16 protein-coding genes are annotated in these 17815 nt (G+C 68.3%); 7 read left to right on the forward strand and 9 right to left on the reverse strand.

Annotation, left to right across the window (positions count from 1 at the left end):
- Nucleotides 1–181 precede the first annotated feature (181 nt).
- The 5 genes from O0J15_RS17205 to O0J15_RS17225 all read right to left on the reverse strand — a co-directional run bounded on the left by O0J15_RS17205 (nucleotide 182) and on the right by O0J15_RS17225 (nucleotide 5182).
- Nucleotides 182–586, reverse strand: coding sequence for a VOC family protein (locus tag O0J15_RS17205; protein ID WP_111099026.1), 405 nt, complete (start codon nucleotides 584–586; stop codon nucleotides 182–184).
- The gene (locus O0J15_RS17210) at nucleotides 583–1653 is read right to left on the reverse strand and encodes a serine hydrolase (RefSeq protein WP_021204316.1); all 1071 of its coding nucleotides are present in this window, start codon (nucleotides 1651–1653) and stop codon (nucleotides 583–585) included. The genes O0J15_RS17205 and O0J15_RS17210 overlap by 4 nt, the downstream gene beginning before the upstream one ends.
- Nucleotides 1654–1669: 16 nt before the next feature.
- Nucleotides 1670–3610, reverse strand: a complete 1941-nt coding sequence (locus O0J15_RS17215; protein ID WP_171952922.1) for a DUF885 family protein — start codon at nucleotides 3608–3610, stop codon at nucleotides 1670–1672.
- A gap of 94 nt (nucleotides 3611–3704) precedes the next feature.
- A complete protein-coding gene (locus O0J15_RS17220; protein ID WP_111104278.1) occupies nucleotides 3705–4490 on the reverse strand; it encodes a queuosine precursor transporter in 786 nt (261 codons plus the stop codon).
- Nucleotides 4487–5182, reverse strand: coding sequence for a DUF502 domain-containing protein (locus O0J15_RS17225; RefSeq protein ID WP_005414135.1), 696 nt, complete (start codon nucleotides 5180–5182; stop codon nucleotides 4487–4489). Before O0J15_RS17225 ends, O0J15_RS17220 begins: the two co-directional genes overlap by 4 nt.
- Before the next feature lie 76 nt (nucleotides 5183–5258).
- Here O0J15_RS17225 and O0J15_RS17230 point away from each other — a divergent pair, with 76 nt between their 5' ends.
- Nucleotides 5259–6575, forward strand: a complete 1317-nt coding sequence (locus tag O0J15_RS17230) for a hypothetical protein (RefSeq protein WP_134729819.1) — start codon at nucleotides 5259–5261, stop codon at nucleotides 6573–6575.
- 7 nt (nucleotides 6576–6582) lie between these two features.
- Here the strand turns inward: O0J15_RS17230 and O0J15_RS17235 are convergent, their stop codons facing one another.
- The 4 genes from O0J15_RS17235 to trxA all read right to left on the reverse strand — a co-directional run bounded on the left by O0J15_RS17235 (nucleotide 6583) and on the right by trxA (nucleotide 11400).
- Nucleotides 6583–7035, reverse strand: coding sequence for a DUF4442 domain-containing protein (locus O0J15_RS17235; protein ID WP_251103125.1), 453 nt, complete (start codon nucleotides 7033–7035; stop codon nucleotides 6583–6585).
- A 77-nt stretch (nucleotides 7036–7112) separates the two neighbouring features.
- Nucleotides 7113–8738 carry a CHASE2 domain-containing protein gene (locus O0J15_RS17240; RefSeq protein ID WP_308306011.1) on the reverse strand — a complete coding sequence of 542 codons (1626 nt, stop codon included), beginning with the start codon at nucleotides 8736–8738 and terminating at the stop codon, nucleotides 7113–7115.
- On the reverse strand, nucleotides 8735–10435 hold the full coding sequence (locus tag O0J15_RS17245) for a FecR domain-containing protein (protein WP_308306012.1): 1701 nt from the start codon (nucleotides 10433–10435) through the stop codon (nucleotides 8735–8737). Before O0J15_RS17245 ends, O0J15_RS17240 begins: the two co-directional genes overlap by 4 nt.
- Before the next feature lie 107 nt (nucleotides 10436–10542).
- Nucleotides 10543–11400, reverse strand: a complete 858-nt coding sequence (gene trxA / locus O0J15_RS17250; RefSeq protein WP_308306013.1) for a thioredoxin — start codon at nucleotides 11398–11400, stop codon at nucleotides 10543–10545.
- 125 nt (nucleotides 11401–11525) lie between these two features.
- Between trxA and O0J15_RS17255 the strand changes: the two genes are divergently transcribed.
- From O0J15_RS17255 to rsfS, 6 genes are all read left to right on the forward strand, one after another.
- Entirely contained in the window at nucleotides 11526–12128 is a 603-nt protein-coding gene (locus O0J15_RS17255; protein ID WP_019662116.1) for a DUF998 domain-containing protein, read from the forward strand.
- Between the two features lie 105 nt (nucleotides 12129–12233).
- Nucleotides 12234–14876, forward strand: coding sequence for a leucine--tRNA ligase (gene leuS, locus O0J15_RS17260; protein WP_026347280.1), 2643 nt, complete (start codon nucleotides 12234–12236; stop codon nucleotides 14874–14876).
- Nucleotides 14877–15010: 134 nt separating this feature from the next.
- The gene (gene lptE, locus O0J15_RS17265) at nucleotides 15011–15595 is read left to right on the forward strand and encodes an LPS assembly lipoprotein LptE (protein ID WP_019662114.1); all 585 of its coding nucleotides are present in this window, start codon (nucleotides 15011–15013) and stop codon (nucleotides 15593–15595) included.
- Between the two features lie 9 nt (nucleotides 15596–15604).
- On the forward strand, nucleotides 15605–16642 hold the full coding sequence (gene holA, locus O0J15_RS17270) for a DNA polymerase III subunit delta (protein ID WP_019662113.1): 1038 nt from the start codon (nucleotides 15605–15607) through the stop codon (nucleotides 16640–16642).
- 3 nt (nucleotides 16643–16645) lie between these two features.
- On the forward strand, nucleotides 16646–17311 hold the full coding sequence (gene nadD / locus O0J15_RS17275) for a nicotinate-nucleotide adenylyltransferase (protein WP_019662112.1): 666 nt from the start codon (nucleotides 16646–16648) through the stop codon (nucleotides 17309–17311).
- Nucleotides 17312–17369: 58 nt separating this feature from the next.
- On the forward strand, nucleotides 17370–17780 hold the full coding sequence (gene rsfS / locus O0J15_RS17280) for a ribosome silencing factor (RefSeq protein WP_005410536.1): 411 nt from the start codon (nucleotides 17370–17372) through the stop codon (nucleotides 17778–17780).
- Nucleotides 17781–17815: the final 35 nt, after the last annotated feature.

The following is a 17815-nucleotide window of genomic DNA, read 5'->3' on the forward strand; positions in this document are numbered from 1 at the left end:
GCCCAACCCGCCCGAGGCATGCCTCGGGCCCATGCGGCTCACGCCCCCGCAACCGGACCCACCCCGCCTTCGACAGAGTCCTGCGATCTGCCGGAATGGAACGACCTGCTCTTGGTGGGTGTCGACCTTGGTCGACACGTAGATCCATGCCATGCATGGATGAATCACGATTGAAAAACGCTCAACCGACTTCGTACAGCTCCAGCGGCAGGCCATCCGGATCGGCGAAGAAGGTGAAGCGGCGGCCGGTGTATTCGTCCACGCGGATCGGTTCGCAGGCGACGCCATGCGCGGCCAGGCGCTGGATGAAGGGTTCCAGTGCAGCCACCCGGAACGCGAGGTGGCGCAGGCCCTGGGCTTCGGGGCGGCTGGGGCGCGGTGGTGGCGAGGGGAAGGAGAACAGCTCCAGCTGGCCGCCGTCGGGCAGGGCCAGGTCCAGCTTCCAGGAGTCGCGCGCGGCGCGGTGGTTCTCGGCCAGCACGCGCAGGCCGAGGATGCGCACGTAGAAGTCCTTCGAGCGTGCGTAGTCGCTGCAGATCAGTGCGGCGTGGTGGATGCCCAGCAGGGCGTCGGAACCGGTGTTCATTGCAGAGTGTCCAGCCAGCGCTGGGCGATCTTCTGCGCCAGCGGGTACGGTTCGGGATCGTTGCGATTGGTCAGCACGATCACGGTCAGGTGCTTTTCCGGGTGGCGCACGATCACGTTGCGGAAGCCGATGCTCTCGCCGCTGTGCCATTGCACCGGGCCGTTCAGGCGCCAGCCGAAACCGTAATGCGGCACGTCCGGTTCCGATGTGGCCGTGGCCGGGCTGAACATCGCGCGGCGCGAAGCCTTCGACAGCAGCCGGTCGTCATACAGCGCGGCGTCCCAGCGGGCGAGATCGTCCAGCGAGGAATAGATGCCGCCATCGCCGAGCACGGCGCTGGTGGTGCTCTGGTCGGTGCGCTGCCAGCGGCCGTCGATCCGGCTGTAGCCATAGGCGCGCGCGGCGACCGTGTCCACGCCGTCCTGGTGGGCCACGGTATGCGCCATGCCCAGCGGGCGGAAGATGCGTTGCTGCAGGAAGGTGGCGAAATCCTGGCCGGACGCGCGGCCGACGATCAGGGCCAGCAGCGCGTAGCCGCTGTTGCTGTAGCGGTACTGCGTGCCGGGTGCGAAATTCAGGCGGTCCTCGCGCGACAGCAGGGTCAGCACGTCGGCGTCATGCACCTGCCGCGTGTCAGCCGGGTCCATCAGGTCTTCGTAATCGAGCAGGCCGCTGGTGTGCGAGAGCAGTTGGCGGATCGTGATGGCCGCTGCAGCCGGCGGCAGTTCGGGCAGCCACTGTCGTGCAGGCTGATTCAACCCCAGCCGTCCATCCTCCACCAGCAGCAGCACCGCCGCAGCGGTGAACTGCTTGCTGACCGAGGCCAGCCGGAAGTTGCTGGCGGCAGTGACCGCAGTACCGTCCTCCACCACTGCCAGGCCGTAGCCACGGCGGAACACCGGCTGCCCGTCATGCAGCACCAGCACGGCGGCGCCGGGCACCCGGCCATCGTAGGCCTGCATCAGGCCGTCGATGCCCGCATCCGGTGGGGTCAGCACCGGCGCGGCGGAGCCCGCCACTGGCAGCAGGCCCAGCACGACGGCGAACAGGGCGACGGCAGGGCGCATGGCGGCTCCGGAGGGGTCAGGGTGAAGGGGCTGGTGTGGCGCTGGCGGGCTGCGCCATCCAGCGTTCCATCTTGCGGCCCAGCACGTCCAGCGGCATGGAGCCGTCCTTCAGCAGTTCGGCGTGGAAACGGCGCAGGTCAAAGGCGGCGCCCTGGCGTTCCTTGGCCTTGTCGCGCAGAGCGACGATGGTGGTCAGGCCCGCCACGTTGGACAGCGCCTGGCCGGGCTGGGCCATGATCCGCTCGACTTCGGCGTTGGCGTCGTCGCTGCTCATGTCCACGGTCTTCTGCAGGTAGGTGACGGCCTGCTGCTTGCTCCAGCCCTGTGCGTTCACGCCGGTGTCGGCCACCACGCGGGCGGCGCGCAGCAGGCGCGAATACAGGTAGCCGATGCGGTCGTAGGGATCGGTGTAGATGCCCAGGTTCTCACCCAGCGTTTCGGCATACAGGCCCCAGCCTTCGACGAAGGCGAGATCGCCACCGAGGCGGCGGAAGCGTGGCAGCTTGGCCAGTTCCTGCTGCAGGCCCAGCTGCACGTGGTGGCCGGGAATCGCTTCATGCAGGTACTGCACCGGCACGTTCCAGCGCTTGCGGGTGGGCAGGTCGCGGGTGTTCACGTACAACACGGCCGGTTGTCCGGCCGCGGACGGCTGATAGGCCGCTGCCGCGGCGGTGAGCGCACGCTCCGGTTCCACCGCACGGACGTCCAGTGCGGACTTCGGCAGCGTATCGAGCACCTGCGGCAGGCGTGCGTTGACCTGCTGCTGCACCTGGCGGTAGCGGTTGATCAATGCGTTGGCGTCACCGTACTGGAACTGGCGGTCGTTGCGCATGCTGCGCAGCAGCTTGGTCGGCGTGCCGCGCAGCTTGGCATCCTTCATCACGGTGGCAATCTGCGCCTGCAGCTCCTGCACGCGTTGCTCGCCCAGCGCGTGCAGTTGCGCGGCGTTCTGGTCGCTGGCGGTGGTCTGCACGATCAGGCTGGCGTACCAGGCCTGGCCATCGGGCAGCGCGCCCAGGCCGCTGCTGGTGCGCGTGGCCGGCAGGTATTCGGTGGCGATGAAGCCGCGCAGGGCGCGGTAGGCCGGCATGATGCGCAGCTCGATCATGCGCTTGTACTCGGCGCTGATGCGCGCCTTGTCCTCCGCCCCGATGGTGTTGGGCATGGTGCGGATCGGCGACCAGAAGATGCTCTCTTCGGCAGTCGGCTTGATCACCGCATCCAGCTGCGGCAGCACCTTCTCCATCAGGTCGCGGGGCTGCACCACGCCGGCCTTCATGCCCTGGCGCATGTTGTCGATGGCCTGGTCGAACAGCTCGGGAATGCCCAGCGAGCGGCGCGACCAGGTGTCGTAGTCCTGCACGGTGTTGAACGGCTGCGCGCCGGCACCTGAGCCGAGGATCGCCATGATGCTGCCGATGTTGTAGTACTGGCTGATCGGCATCATCCAGCTCGGGTAACGCTCGGCAGCCAGCGAGGCGCGCGCGTCGCGCACGAAGATCTCGTAGCTGAGCAGGTCCTGGCCCTGCAGGCCGTCGCTGCCAAGTTTTTCGACCTTGCCCAGCCACTGCGTGGTGAAGTCGTGCGATTGCTGGCGCCAGGCGGCGGACAGGATGTTGGGCAGCTGGTCGTTGTAGCGGGCCTCGCCCTGGAAGGTCGCCTGCAGCGGATTCAACCGCATCGAGGCATCCCAGTATTCGTCGTACAGGCGCTCCAGTTGCACCTGCTTGGGTACGGCCCGGGCCGGGGCGACCGGGCGGGGCGCGGCGCGGCGCGCCGAGCTGCCACGCGCCGGCGCGGTGGCGCGGGCGGGCCTGGCCTTGGGCTTGGCAGCCTGGCGGGTCTGCGCAGCGGCAGGGCGGCTGGCCTTTTTCTTCGCTGCTTCGGCCGACGGCACGGCACTGAACAGGAACAACGCGGCAATGGCGGCGGCCAGGGCGCGGGTAGGATGCGGCATCAGGAGCTTCCGTGGAACACAGACCGTGGAGCTTGCACGATCCGGCCGCGTACGGCCAGCGTGAAGGCGCAGTCAGCTTTTTGCCGCTGGGGCTTCAGTCAGCCGCAGCCGCGGCGCGCAGGGCGGCGGCCCTGTCGGCGCCCAGGTAGCGGGTGATCGCGCGCCGCATCAGGTACAGCAACGGGATCAATGCGATCGCAAAGCCCATCTTGTAGATGTAGTTGACGCTGCTGACGGCCAGGAACAGCGACGTCGGCCAGTGCTGCGGGCCGAGCACGAAGGCGATCCAGATCACCACGAAGCTGTCCACCACCTGGGAGATCGCGGTGGATCCGGTCGCACGCAGCCACACGTGGCGCTCGCCGGTGGCCTGGCGGATGCGATGGAACACGGCCACGTCGATCAGCTGGCCGAGCAGGAAGGCCACCAGCGAACCGGCGATGGTCCACATGCCCTGGCCGAACACCGCGGCGAATGCCGCCTGGTAGTCCGGCACGCCGTGGCCGGCCATCGAGGTGACCCACCAGCTGGCCGGAGCCAGCGAGATCGCTGCGAAGGCGAACAGGAAGCCATAGGCGATCAGCACCACGGCCAACCACGAGATGAAGCGCACGCCGCGCTTGCCGAAAAACTCGTTGATCGTGTCGGTCATGATGAACACCACCGGCCACAGCAGGGTACCGGCGGTGAAGCTGAGCGAGCCGGTCTGGCCAAACAGGTTCCAGTTCAGCGGATCGATGCCCAGGGTGTCTTCCAGCGCGAAGATCTTCACCCCGATCAGCTCGGCCAGCACCGCGTTGCCGCAGAAGAACGCGGCCAGCACGATGAACAGCAGGACCGCGCGGTCCTGCAGCGGGCGCTCGATCGGCGCCGGTGTCATTCGGTGCGTTCGCCAGTGCGTTCGCCGGCGCGGGTGAACGGCACGCTGGACGGTGCCACGGCACCGCCGGAGATGATGAAGCTCATGGCCTGATCGACGGTCCAGTCGGTCGGGGTCAGCAGTTCCACCGGCACGATTTCCAGATAGCCCGAGGTCGGGTTCGGCGTGGTCGGTACATACACCGCGGCCAGCTCACGGTCGGTGCCGTGTTCCTTGATCACGCGGGTTACCAGGCCGACCGATTTCATGTCGCGATGCGGGAAGTCGATCAGCACCACGCGCTGGGTGCTGCCCGGTTCGGTCTGCAGCATGTCCAGCAGCTTCTTGGCGCTGTCGTAGATGATGCTGGCCAACGGAATACGCTTGATGACCGCGCCGACCCAGCGCAGCAGGCGCTGGCCGAGCACGCGGCGGCTGGCCACGCCCACCGCCAGGATCACCAGCAGGGTGGCCAGCAGGGCGATGGTGTCCTGGATCCACTCGGCGCGGACCCAGCCCAGATAGTGCGGGAAGCTGGTTGCGATCTGTTCGGACAGCGGCACCACCAGCGGGCTGGAAATACCCGACAGCAGCACGAACACGAACTTGACCACGACCCAGGTCAGCCAGATCGGCAGCAGGGTCAGCAGGCCGGTCAGGAACAGGCGCTGCAGGGAGGGGCGGGGGACCAGGGCGGGGGCTTCGAGCGACATGCGCGCATTGTAGCGGTCACGGCCGGTCGATTACGCTGGGGAATCGACTGCGGCAACGGCACATGGAAGGGAAGCTGTGTTGAAGATTCTGCGCGGACTGGGCTGGACCCTGGCAGGCCTGCTGGTGCTGGCCATCGTGGTGTGGTGCGCCTCGCGCATGTGGCCGGTGCCCGAATCGCGCCTGCAGGCGCAGCAGCGACTGGAAGCACGCCTGCCGGTGAGCGGCCGCAATGGATATGCACTGTTGTGGACGCTGCCGTTCGACGATCTGGATGCCCAGCAGCGCGAGCAGGCGCTGGCCGAGGATGTACGGCGCTGGGAAGCCGATGCACATGGCGGAAGCAGCGGCCGGACACACCTGGTAGCCAACCATGCCGAGCTGCACTCGCGGCCCGGGGCCGGTTGCGGGCCGGCCGCCAGCGGCTGTCTCGCCCAGGTCCGCGCGGACCCGCAACGCTTCGTGGAGGCCCACGCCGGGCACCAGCAGTTGCATGCGCGGCTGGATCAGCTGGCCGACGCCGACTACTTCGCGTCGCCGTTCCCGCCGAAGGGCGAGGGCATTCTGGTCCCGTTGCCGGCCTATGGCGTAGTGATGGACGCCACCAGTGCACGCGCGCTGGCCTATGTGCAGGGTGACATTGACGGCGCCCTGCGTGGTGCCTGCCGTGGCCTGCAGCTGGGCCGGCGGCTGGTGCCCGGCAGCAGTTATCTGGTCGAGAGCATCATCGGTGCCAGCCTGGTGCAGGCCAATGCCCAGCTGCTGGCCGACATGCTGGTTGAACTGCCTGCCGACCACCCCCTGCCGGCCGAGTGCGAACAGGCCATGCAGCCGTTGCGGGCCGAGGAACAGAGCCTGTGCCGTGCTATGCAGGGCGAGTACGCGATGAGCCGGGCGGCGATCGAGTCCTCGGCCCGGGAATTTGGTGGCGTCCTGGTGCTTGACCGGCGCAGCACGTTGGCGCGCGTGGCCGGCAATCTTGGCTGGGCCTGTGGCGCAGCCGCCACGGCCGCGCTGGAGGCCGATCGGCCGCTGCCGTTACAAGCGCCGCCGCAGCGGGATTTCGGTTGCCTGTCCAATGTGATGGGGTGCGTGCTGACCGAGATTGCCGCGCCCGTCTATCCTGCGTATTCGTCACGGTCCCAGGACGCGGCGGCGATGCTGCGCCTGCTTGGCGCCCAGCGCTGGTTGCGGCAGCAGGCGCAAGACCCGGCTGAGGCGCTGCAGCGGTTGCCTGCGGAGTTCCGGTCGCCGGTGCGGTCGCCGCGGCTGTCCGTCGATGGCCGCCATCTGCTGGTGCCGCGTCGTTCTCCAGCGCGCAGCGCTGATGAGAACCCGTGGCTGACGGTACCGCTGCAGGCGGAGCCAGCTTCGGCTGCGCTGGCGCGCGATTGAGGCGCGCTCAGCGTGCGTGTGGCTTCAACCGCAGGTAGACCTGCTTGCGCACTTGGGCGACCACTTCGCCGCTCTCATCGACCACGTCGTTGCTGAACCAGCGCAGCACCTTCTCACCACTGGCTGCTTCCGTGCGCAGTTCATCCAGCAGCGCGTCGTCGATGCGGAATGACGTGCGTACGGTGCCGCGGCCGGGCTTGAGGAAGTCGATGGCGCCTGCTCGGTCCCACACGTAGTAGTCGCGCCCGAGGATGTGCAGCAGGCCCAGCATCCAGAATGGATCGGTCATCGCGAACAGGCTGCCGCCAAAGTGCGTGCCGACGTAGTTGCGGTTCCATGGCCGCAGGCGCAGCTCGACATCTATCTGCCGGTAGTCCGGCGTGATGCGGGTGACATGGATGCCGGTGAACAGGAACGGTGGCCAGAGATTGATACCGAAGCGGAACAGGCGGGCGTTCATGCGGGTGCGGGGACGCAGGGCGAGGCGCCCAGTCTAGCCATTCGCATGCGTATGTTGCACCCCGGCGGCGGCGAGGGTCACGCCTTGTCGTCGATCACATACCCGTCGCGGCCGTTGGCCTTGGCCTGGTACAACGCGGCGTCGGCGCCTTCGACGAAATGATGCGGTTGCAGCGTGCCGTCAGGCACGCGGGTGAACACGCCGATGGTGAGGGTGACGGCACCGTCGCTGCCATCACCGGGGGCCGGCAGTGCACGCACGCAGGCGATCAGGTCCTCGATGACCTGGCGTGCGCCTTCGGCCGGGGTATCCGGCAGCACCAGTGCGAACTCATCGCCACCGTAGCGCGCGGCCATGTCGCGTGGGCGCCGTGCATGCGCACCGATCAGCCGTGCAACATCGCGCAGCACGCGGTCGCCGACCTGATGCCCGTGGCGGTCGTTGTGGCGCTTGAAATGGTCGACGTCGATCAGTGCCAGGCTCAAGGACCTGCCACTGCGGCGCGCGGCATCGCATTCCTGCTGCAGTGACTGCTCGAAACGCAGGCGATTGCCGAGGCCGGTCAGCGCATCACGGTTGGCCTGGCGGTGCCAGGCCGAGATCCGCCAGATCGCCCAGGACAGCAACACCAGCAGGATGCCCAGCATTGCGCTTGCCGGTGCCCACCACAGGTCACCGGCACGCAACAGCAACCAGCTCAGCAGCGGTGGAAGCGGCAGCGAGCACAGTGCGGCAAGCCATGGCAGGCGCAGGCCGAGCAGGAGCACGCACATTGCGGCCAGCACGCCGCTGATGGCGTGCTGCCAGAGGCGTGGCAGCAGATCGATCTGCTTGTGCTGCAGCAGCATCGACGCGATGTTGGCCTGGTATTCGCTGCCGCTCATCCAGTACTCGCGGGTGGTCGGGGTCAACAGCCGCGGTGCGATGCCGCTGGCCGTCATGCCCACCACGATGCGGCGGCCATGCAGCATCGCCGTGTCCACGTGACCATCAAGTACGTCGGCATAGGACACCTGCGGCAGGCGCTCGGGCGGCCCCGCATAGCGCACGCGCACGTAGTCGTCGCGTCGCCACTGATAGGGCGAACCGATCTGCGGATCGGGATCGGGCAGGCCGTGCACCGTGCCCGGCGGCAGGTCGGCCAGCGCCAGGCCCAATGCCGGCCAATGGGCCTTGCCGATGCCCGCATGCAGATACACACCGCGCGCGACGCCATCGCCGTCCACTTCCACATCGGTATGGCCGATTGCCGCAGCACTGCTCGCGATCTGCGGAATCGGCAGCATTTCCTCGGCCATGCGGTCGCCGGCGGCCGGCGCCGCCAGCACTGGCAGCACCACCCGGCCACTGCGGCGGATCGCTGTGGCCAGTTCATCGTCCTGCTGGCTGTCGCGTCGATCCGGCTCAGACAGCATCAGGTCCAGTGCGATGCGCTCGGCGCCGGCGTCGGTCAGCCGGTCCAGCAGGCGCGCATGGACCGAACGGGGCCAGGGCCATTGGCCGATGCGCTGCAGGCTGCCCTCGTCGATGGCCACGATCAGCACGCTGGGGTCGGGGCGGTACTCCCAATTCCCAACCATGGCGTCATAGGCGGCTTCGTCCTGGCGCCACAGCCACTGGCCGTGGCTGGCGATCACCGTCAGCACGCCGGCCAGCAGTGCCAGCAGAATCCGCTTCGACCACGGCAGCGGCGAGCGCCTCATAACAACAGCAACAGCAGCAGGGCGCCGCCACCAGCGCCGTGGCACAGACGGCAAGGCAGCTTGATCTGCTGGGCCGGCGAGTACTCGCCCGCATGCCCGCCGTCGTCGATGTACTGCACGCGCACATGCAGGGTGCCGCTCCACGGCTGCTTGAAGCTGACCTGCGGCTCGCTTACGGTCTGGTCGACCAGGGGGGCCCGGAAGTCGCCTCGACGGTCCACCTGCACCCGGTACCGCTGGCCTTCGCTGCCGGCCTGCCAGCGGAGGGTCAGTTCGCCACGCGTGGCCTCAGGCGGCTGCAGGGCCGGGTCGACCGGTTCATTGCTCAGTTGCAAGGGCAGGGCCTGGCCATAGCGGCCCTGGTGGCCGTTGCCATCGCGCGAGGCCACCCGCCAGAAGTACTGGCCGGGCGGCAGCGGCTGCGCCAGGCGCAGGTCGGTGACCGGGGTGCTTTGTTCCTGCAGCGGTTGCTCGAAGTTCGGCTCGGCGGCAATCTGCAGCACGCTGCTGCGCGCACCGGGCGCCTGGCTCCAACGGAAGCGCGGTCGGTCGCTGTTGATGGTCTGCCCGTGCAGCGGGGCCACCGTCAGTGGCGGCGGGGGCTGGTCGCCGAGTTCGAAATCGGCGCTGGCGTCGAGGCCTTCCACACCCTGCGCATCCACGGCGCGCAACAGGATGCGCAACTGGCCGGGGGGCAGGTCGCCGATCGCCAGCCGGGTATCGGTGGTGGTGGCGGCAAACAGCAGGATTTCCGGCGTTGCCGACAGCACCACTTCAACGCGGTAGCGGGCGGCGCCGTCGACGGGGTCCCAGGCGAGGAGGGCCGGCAAGGGCGCCAGGCGCATGCCGTCGCTGCGCAGCTGCGGTGCTGGAAGAAGCGCGGAGACAGCATCCGGCGCCGTATCGGCGCTGCTGCTGAGGCTGGCCTGTCCAGGCTGGACCAGGCGCTTGCCGTGGATGTTGCCGACCTGCACCTTGCCCTGCAGCACTTCGGTGGCAGCCACGTGGCCGGCGTCACCGGCGCTGACCCGGAATACGGTACCGCGTACGCTGCTGGTCGCCGTAGGTGCATCGATGATGTAGCGCGAGGCGGGGCCACGGGCAGGCGTCACCCGGTTGCTGGCGCGGCCCTGCTGGAGGCGCACGCGGGTATCGACCATGCCGGTGTGGCCGTAACGGCTGAGCTGGTCCAGGCGCAGCCGGGAATGCTCGCGCAGCTGCAGGCGGGAAGCGTCGGCGAATTCAAGCGTGACGCTGGAGTCGCCCTCGGTCTGCACCGTGTCACCGATGCGAAGCTGTTCCCCGGCCAGTAGCGCGCGCGTGGCGCTGCCATCGGCGCCGGACAGTTCGACCTTGCCCCTTACCGACAGCACGCGGGCGGGGGCTGGTTCGATGCGCAGCCAGCTGATCGGGAAGCGCAGCAGCTGCCCCGGCGGCAGCTGGTAGGGGTTGTCGATGCGGTTGTGCTGTTGCAGCTGCTGCCAGCGTACCGAGGGCTTGAGATACAGGCCACCCAGGTCCCACAGGGTATCGCCGGGACGGACCCGGTAGTTCCAGTCCTGGGCCGCGGCAATGGCCGGCAGGAAGAGAAGAGCGCAGAGCAGCGCGCCCTGGAAGCGCATGGCGAACGACAGCGAGCGGACGAAGGTCACAGTTTGCAATCCCGGCAATGCGGGGGCGCAGCTGCAAGACCCCATGGCCCCGACCTCATCCCCCCGAACGGATCGTGGCGGCCGCACGGCCGCCATCCAGTGCATTATTGCCCGCGTTCAGTGCAGGGATTCTGAACGAGGACGGCTCCCGTTCAGAACAGCAGCGAGGCCATCCGGCGACGGTACTGGCCGACCAGGTCCTCGTCGGAGATCACATTGAAGGCGTCGATCAGGGCCTTGCGCGGCAGCCCTTCATCGAACGTGCGGTCGATCCGCAGCATTTCCAGGAACTGGGCCAACGCAGCTTCGTCATGGCCCCCGAGCAACAGTTGCACGCCGCGCAGATGGCGGGCCTTGAGGTCCTTGCCATCGGCGGCGATGCGGGCGTCCAGCACTTCAGCGGCCGGGGCATCCTTCAGCGCGGCGGCGAAGGCCAGGCGGGCGCGGGCACGCACGGCGCGGTCGTCGGTGGCCAGATTGGCGGGCAGGCCGTCGATCAGGGTGCCGGCTTCGTCCACGCCACCGATCTGCAGCAGGGCCAGGGCCAGGTCGAGCTTCAGTTCGTCCTTGTCCGGCTCGGCGGCGATCTGGGCACGCAGCACATCGACCTGCGCCTGCGGGTCCAGCGGGGCGTCATCTTCGGGCGCGGCGTCGCCGACATCGGCCGGCACGATGCCGTGCTGGGCCAGGAACTCACGCAGCTGGCCTTCCGGAATCGCGCCCGGGAAGCCATCCACCAGCTGGCCGCCCTTGACCAGGAACACGGTCGGCACCGAGCGGATCTGGAAGGCCGCTGCGATCTGCTGTTCCTTGTCGACATCGACCTTGGCCAGTTCGAAGGCGCCGTTGTACTCGGCGGCCAGTTTTTCCAGCATTGGCCCCAGGGTCTTGCACGGCCCGCACCAGGTGGCCCAGAAGTCGACCAGCACCGGCGTCTGCAGCGACTTCTGCAGGACTTCGGCCTCGAAGGTCGCAGTGGTGGCGTCGAATACGTAGGTCGTCTCGGTCATGGGGGGAGGCATCGTTTGGCGTCTGGAGTCCGATTCTATGGTGACGATCGATGCCGGTCTCAACCCGGGTTGTGGTAAATGCCTGACAATGCAGTCTTCCTCTCGCCGTACTTTCCGGAGTCTGCATGTCGTCCCTGTCCCCGTTGCTGCGCCTGCCTGGCCTGGTCGCCGCGCTGCTGTTTGTACTGGCGGTGATCGGTTTCGGCGCCGGCCTGGACGGCTACGCACAAGCCCGTCATCCGGTGGCACTGCTGGGCGCGCAGGGGGTGCCGCATGCGCTGGCCTTCAATCTGCTGGGCTTCGTGCTGCCGGGCCTGCTGGCGGCGATCGTGGCCGAGTGCCTGCGCCGCGGGCTGCCGGCAACCGCCGGCTGGGCGCCACGGGTGGGCAGCCAGATGCTGCTGCTGGCCGGGTTGGCCTTCGCCGCGATGGGGTTGCTGCCGCTGGATGTGGATGACCTGCACGGGCCGGCCAGCCAACTGCATGCCAGCGCCTGGATGATCTGGGTGCTGGGTTTTGTCGCCGGAACCCTGCTGCTGGCCGTATCCGGTCTGCGCCAGGTGCATGGCCGCGCGCTGGGCGTACTGGCGCTGGGCTGCGGCATGCTGGCCGCGCTGGCCGCGTTTGCCCTGCAGGGCGTACTGCCGGCGCCGCTGGCACAACGGCTGGCGTTTGCGTGCTGGGCAGTCTGGCTGGGGGCGGCCCTGCCGCTGTCGCGCCCACGCTGAGACGCCTCCCGGGGCGTCGCGGCGCCTGCCTCCGGCGGGCAGGATTGGAGACGTTTGCCGCACTGCGGTACGCTGTACCGCTTTGCCGCCGCATCCGCGTGTTCCATGACCAGCGCTGAAACCAACGCCTACGACCCGCAGCAGGTTGAATCCGCCGCCCAGCAATACTGGGACGCTACCCGTGCCTTCGAGGTCGACGAGACTTCGGACAAGCCGAAGTACTACTGCCTGTCGATGCTTCCGTACCCGTCCGGTGCGCTGCACATGGGCCACGTGCGCAATTACACGATTGGCGACGTGATCAGCCGCTACAAGCGCATGACCGGCCACAACGTGCTGCAGCCGATGGGCTGGGACGCGTTCGGCCTGCCGGCGGAAAACGCCGCGATCAAGAACAAGACCGCGCCGGCGGCGTGGACCTACAAGAACATCGACCACATGCGCAGCCAGCTGAAGTCGCTGGGCTACGCCATCGACTGGTCGCGCGAGTTCGCCACCTGCCGCCCGGACTATTACGTCCACGAGCAGCGCATGTTCACCCGCCTGATGCGCAAGGGCCTGGCCTATCGCCGCAATGCGGTGGTGAACTGGGACCCGGTCGACCAGACCGTGCTGGCCAACGAGCAGGTCATCGACGGCCGCGGCTGGCGCTCGGGTGCCCTGGTCGAGAAGCGCGAGATCCCGCAGTGGTTCCTGCGCATCACCGACTATGCCCAGGAGCTGCTGGATGGCCTGGACGAGCTGGACGGCTGGCCGGAATCGGTCAAGACCATGCAGCGTAACTGGATCGGCCGTTCCGAAGGCCTGGAAATCCAGTTCGACGTGCGCGATGTCGACGGCAGCGCGCTGGACCCGCTGCGTGTGTTCACCACCCGCCCGGACACGGTGATGGGCGTGACCTTCGTGTCGATTGCCGCCGAACACCCGCTGGCGCTGCACGCGGCGAAGAACAATCCGGAACTGGCCGCGCTGCTGGTCGACCTGAAGCAGGGGGGGGTGTCCGAAGCCGAGCTGGAAACCCAGGAAAAGCGCGGCATGGATACCGGCCTGCGCGCGCTGCACCCGGTGACCGGCGAGCCGGTCCCGGTGTGGGTCGCCAACTTCGTGCTGATGGGCTACGGCACCGGCGCGGTGATGGCGGTGCCGGGCCATGACCAGCGCGACAATGAAGTGGCCAACAAGTACGGGCTGCCGATCAAGCAGGTCATCGCGCTGAAGGATCCGCGCACCGACGAAGAGCGCACCTGGGACGGCAGCCGCTGGCAGGACTGGTACAGCGACAAGAGCCGTGCCTTCGAGCTGGTCAACTCGGCCGAATTCGACGGCCTGGACTTCCAGGGCGCGTTCGAAGCGCTGGCCGAACGCTTCGAGCGCAAGGCCCAGGGCCAGCGCCGCGTCAACTACCGCCTGCGCGACTGGGGCGTGAGCCGCCAGCGCTACTGGGGCTGCCCGATTCCGGTGATCTACTGCGCCAAGTGCGGCGCGGTGCCGGTGCCGGAAGAACAACTGCCGGTGGTGCTGCCGGAGGACGTGGCGTTCTCGGGTACCGGTTCGCCGATCAAGACCGACCCGGAATGGCGCAAGACCACCTGCCCGGACTGCGGCGGTGCGGCCGAGCGCGAGACCGATACCTTCGACACCTTCATGGAGTCGAGCTGGTATTACGCCCGCTACACCTCGCCGGGTGCCCGTGACGCTGTCGACAAGCGCGGCAACTACTGGCTGCCGGTGGACCAGTACATCGGTGGCATCGAGCACGCGATCCTGCACCTGATGTATTTCCGCTTCTACCACAAGCTGCTGCGCGACGCGCGGATGGTGGACAGCAACGAACCGGCGCGCAACCTGCTGTGCCAGGGCATGGTGATCGCCGAAACCTATTACCGCCCGAACCCGGACGGCTCGAAGGACTGGATCAATCCGGCCGATGTGGAAGTGCAGCGCGACGAGCGCGGCCGCATCACCGGCGCCACCCTGATCGCCGACGGCCAGCCGGTGGTGGTCGGTGGCACCGAGAAGATGTCCAAGTCGAAGAACAACGGCGTGGACCCGCAGGCGATGGTCGGCAAGTACGGCGCCGACACCGTGCGCCTGTTCTCGATGTTCGCCGCGCCGCCGGAGCAGTCGCTGGAGTGGAACGAGGCCGGCGTGGACGGGATGGCCCGCTTCCTGCGCCGCCTCTGGGCCCAGGTGCAGAAGCATGCCGCCGACGGCGCCGCCCCGGCGCTGGATGTTGCAGCACTGGACGCCAACCAGAAGGCGCTGCGCCGCAAGACCCACGAAACCATCGGCAAGGTCGGTGACGACTACGGCCGCCGCCACAGCTTCAACACCGCGATCGCTGCGGTGATGGAGTTGATGAACGCACTGGCCAAGTTCGAGGACGGCAGTGAGCAGGGCCGTGCGGTGCGCCAGGAAGCGCTGCAGGCCATCGTGCTGCTGCTGAACCCGATCACCCCGCATGCCAGCCACGCCCTGTGGCAGGTGCTGGGTCACGCGGAGACGCTGCTGGAAGACCAACCGTTCCCGCAGGCCGATGCCAGTGCGCTGGTGCGCGACGCGCTGACCCTGGCGGTGCAGGTCAACGGCAAGCTGCGTGGCACCATCGACGTGGCGGCCGACGCCGCGCGCGAGCAGGTGGAGGCACTGGCGCTGGCCGAGCCCAACGCGGCCAAGTTCCTGGAAGGCCTGACGGTGCGCAAGATCATCATCGTGCCGGGCAAGATCGTGAACATCGTCGCCGCCTGATGTATCCGCACCGGCGCCCGCGAGGTGGCCGGTGCCATTCCGGTGCAGGGCCAGGCGTCTGATGGCCCTGCATTCACGCGGCTTCGGGCAGGCTGTGTGTTGCCGTGATCGCCCGGCTCCGCCAGACTGTCTCCATGACCCGAATCCTGCTTGCCCTCGTTCTTGTCCTCGGCCTTGCCGGCTGCGGCTTCCATCTGCGCAACAAGCTGATGCTGCCCACCGACACCGCCCCGGTGAAGGTGGTATCCACCGCCCCGTACAGTGAACTGGTCAAGCTGCTCAACCGCAGCCTGCTGGCTTCCGGTGCCAGGCTGGCTGATGAGGACAGCAACGAACCCAGTACCCAGTTGCAGGTGCTGTCCGAGCGCTGGGGCGACCTGCCGATCGCCATCGACTCGCAGGGCCGCGCCCAGGAGTACAGCCTGCGCTATGCGGTGATCTTCATCTTCCGTCGCGAGGATGGCAGCGAACTGGTGCCGCAGCAGGTGATCGAGCTCTCGCGTGACTACGTGTCGCCACCGACCGACGCCACCGGTACCACCACCGAACGCGAGATCCTGGCCAACGAGCTGCGCCGGGAAATGTCCGCCTCGATCATCCGCCGCATCGACAGCGTGGTGCGTGCCGAGCTCGAGAAGGGCGGCAGCCTGTCGGCGCCGAAAGCCAAGCCGATTGAAGGCGCGGTACCGGCCGAGCCGGTCCCCGCAGCCAAGCACTGAGCCGCGGCCATGGAACTGCGTCCGGAGCAGCTGGCCAGCCAGGGCGCTGATACCGCGCTGGCGCCGGTCTACCTGATTGCCGGCCCGGAAACCCTGCGTGTGCTGGAGGCAGCTGACGCCATCCGCGCACGCGCACGCGCCGCCGGCATCGGCGAACGTGAAGTGTTCGACGCCGATGGCCGTGATTTCGACTGGAACCAGCTCGACGCCAGCTTCAACGCGCCCAGCCTGTTCAGTGCCCGCCGCCTGGTTGAGGTGCGCCTGCCCAGCGGCAAGCCTGGCAAGGACGGGGCCGAAGTGATCAGCCAGTTCTGTGCCAACCCGGCGCCGGACGTGGTGCTGATGATCACCGCAAGTGAATGGAGCAAGGCCCACCAGGGCAAGTGGGCCGAAGCGATCAACCGCATCGGCGTGCTGTCGGTGGCCTGGGCGGTCAAGCCGCATGAATTGCCGGACTGGATCGAGCGCCGCCTGCGTGGCAAGGGACTGCGTGCCGATCCTGCCGCCGTGCAGCGCCTGGCCGAGCGGGTGGAAGGCAATCTGCTGGCTGCTGCCCAGGAAATCGACAAGCTGGCGTTGCTGGCCGATGGCCAGCCGCTGGACGTGGAGCGCATGGAGTCGCTGGTGGCCGATGCCGCCCGCTATGACGTGTTCCGGCTGGTGGAAGCGGCCTTTTCCGGCCAACCGCCGGCGGTGCTGCGCATGCTGGCCGGACTGCGCGGCGAGGGCGAGGCGGTGGCTGCGCTGATGCCGATGGTGATCCGCGAGCTGCTGGCGGGCGCTGGCCTGGCCCGGGTGCAGGCCCGTGGCGGCAACCTGGCGGCTGAAATGAAATCGCGCGGTATCTGGGAATCGCGGCAGGCCCCGTACAAGCGCGCGCTGCAGCGGCATCCGGAAAGCAAGCGTTGGGAACGCTTCGTGGCCGAAGCCGGGCTGGTTGACCGCATCGCCAAGGGCCGCGCCGAGGGTGATGCCTGGCTGGCGCTGGAGCGCCTGCTGGTGGTGGTGGCCGAACCGCGTGCCGTGCGCCTGTTGGCGCGGGCCTGAGCAATGAGCCTGCGGATCTATTACGGGGGCACCTTCGATCCGGTGCACCTGGGGCACCTGGCGATCGCGCGTGCGGCCCGTGATGAACTGCAGGTCGCCGTGCGCCTGCTGCCGGCCGCCGATCCGCCGCACCGCGCGGTGCCCGGTGCCACCGCTGAGCAGCGCTGCACGATGTTGTCGCTGGCCATCGGCGACGAGCCGGGGCTGTTGTTGGACCGCCGCGAACTGGATCGTGCCGCCCGCTGCCCCGGTCGTCCGTCGTACACCGTCGACACCCTGCGCGAGCTGCGTGGCGAGCTGGGCCCGAGCCGGCCGCTGGCCTGGCTGGTGGGCGCCGACAGCCTGCTGGGCCTGTCCGGCTGGCACGAATGGGAGGCCCTGTTCGACCTGGCCCACTTCGTGGTGGCCGAACGGCCGGGCAGTCCGTTGCAGGCGTCGATCGATGGCGAGCTGGGGCGTGCCCTGCAAGGGCGCTGGGCCGACAATGAGCAGGCCCTGTTCGCCAGCCCGGCCGGGCGCGTCCTGCGCCTGCACCACCCGCTGCGCGAGGAATCAGCCAGCGCCGTGCGCTCGCAGATTGCCGCTGGCGGCCCCTGGCGCGCACTGCTGCCACCGGCCGTGGCCGACTATGTCGCTGCACACGGGCTGTACCGCCCGGCCACGGCGTGAATGGCGCGGCCGCGCCATCCCCGTATAATCGCCCCCACGTTTATCGAGTCGATCCACTTTGAGCAACCAGACCCAGCCCCAGACCATCAAGGTCGATCTTCCCAGCCCGCCGCCGTCCGTGCCGGAACTGCTGGCCAGCGTCCGCCAAGCCACCGAAGACCTGAAGGCCAAGGACCTGGTCGAGATCGACGTGCGCGGCCGGTCCAGCGTTGCCGATTACATGATCGTCGTTTCGGGCACCTCGACCCGCCACGTCAAGTCGATTGCCGATGAAGTCGTGCGCTTCGCCAAGAACCTGGACGTGATGCCACTGGGCGTGGAAGGCGAGCGCGAGGCCGAGTGGGTGCTGGTCGACCTGGGCGACGTGATCGTTCACGTGATGCTGCCGCGCGTGCGTGAGTTCTACGCCCTCGAGCGCCTGTGGACCGTCGGCGACCAGCCGCCGTCCAGCGACGACGAAGTGGCCTGAGCCACACGATGATGCATCCCTTCGAGGGGGGGCCG

Source organism: Stenotrophomonas sp. Sm10 (genome assembly GCF_030985515.1).
Taxonomy (GTDB): Bacteria; Pseudomonadota; Gammaproteobacteria; order Xanthomonadales; family Xanthomonadaceae; genus Stenotrophomonas; species Stenotrophomonas hibiscicola.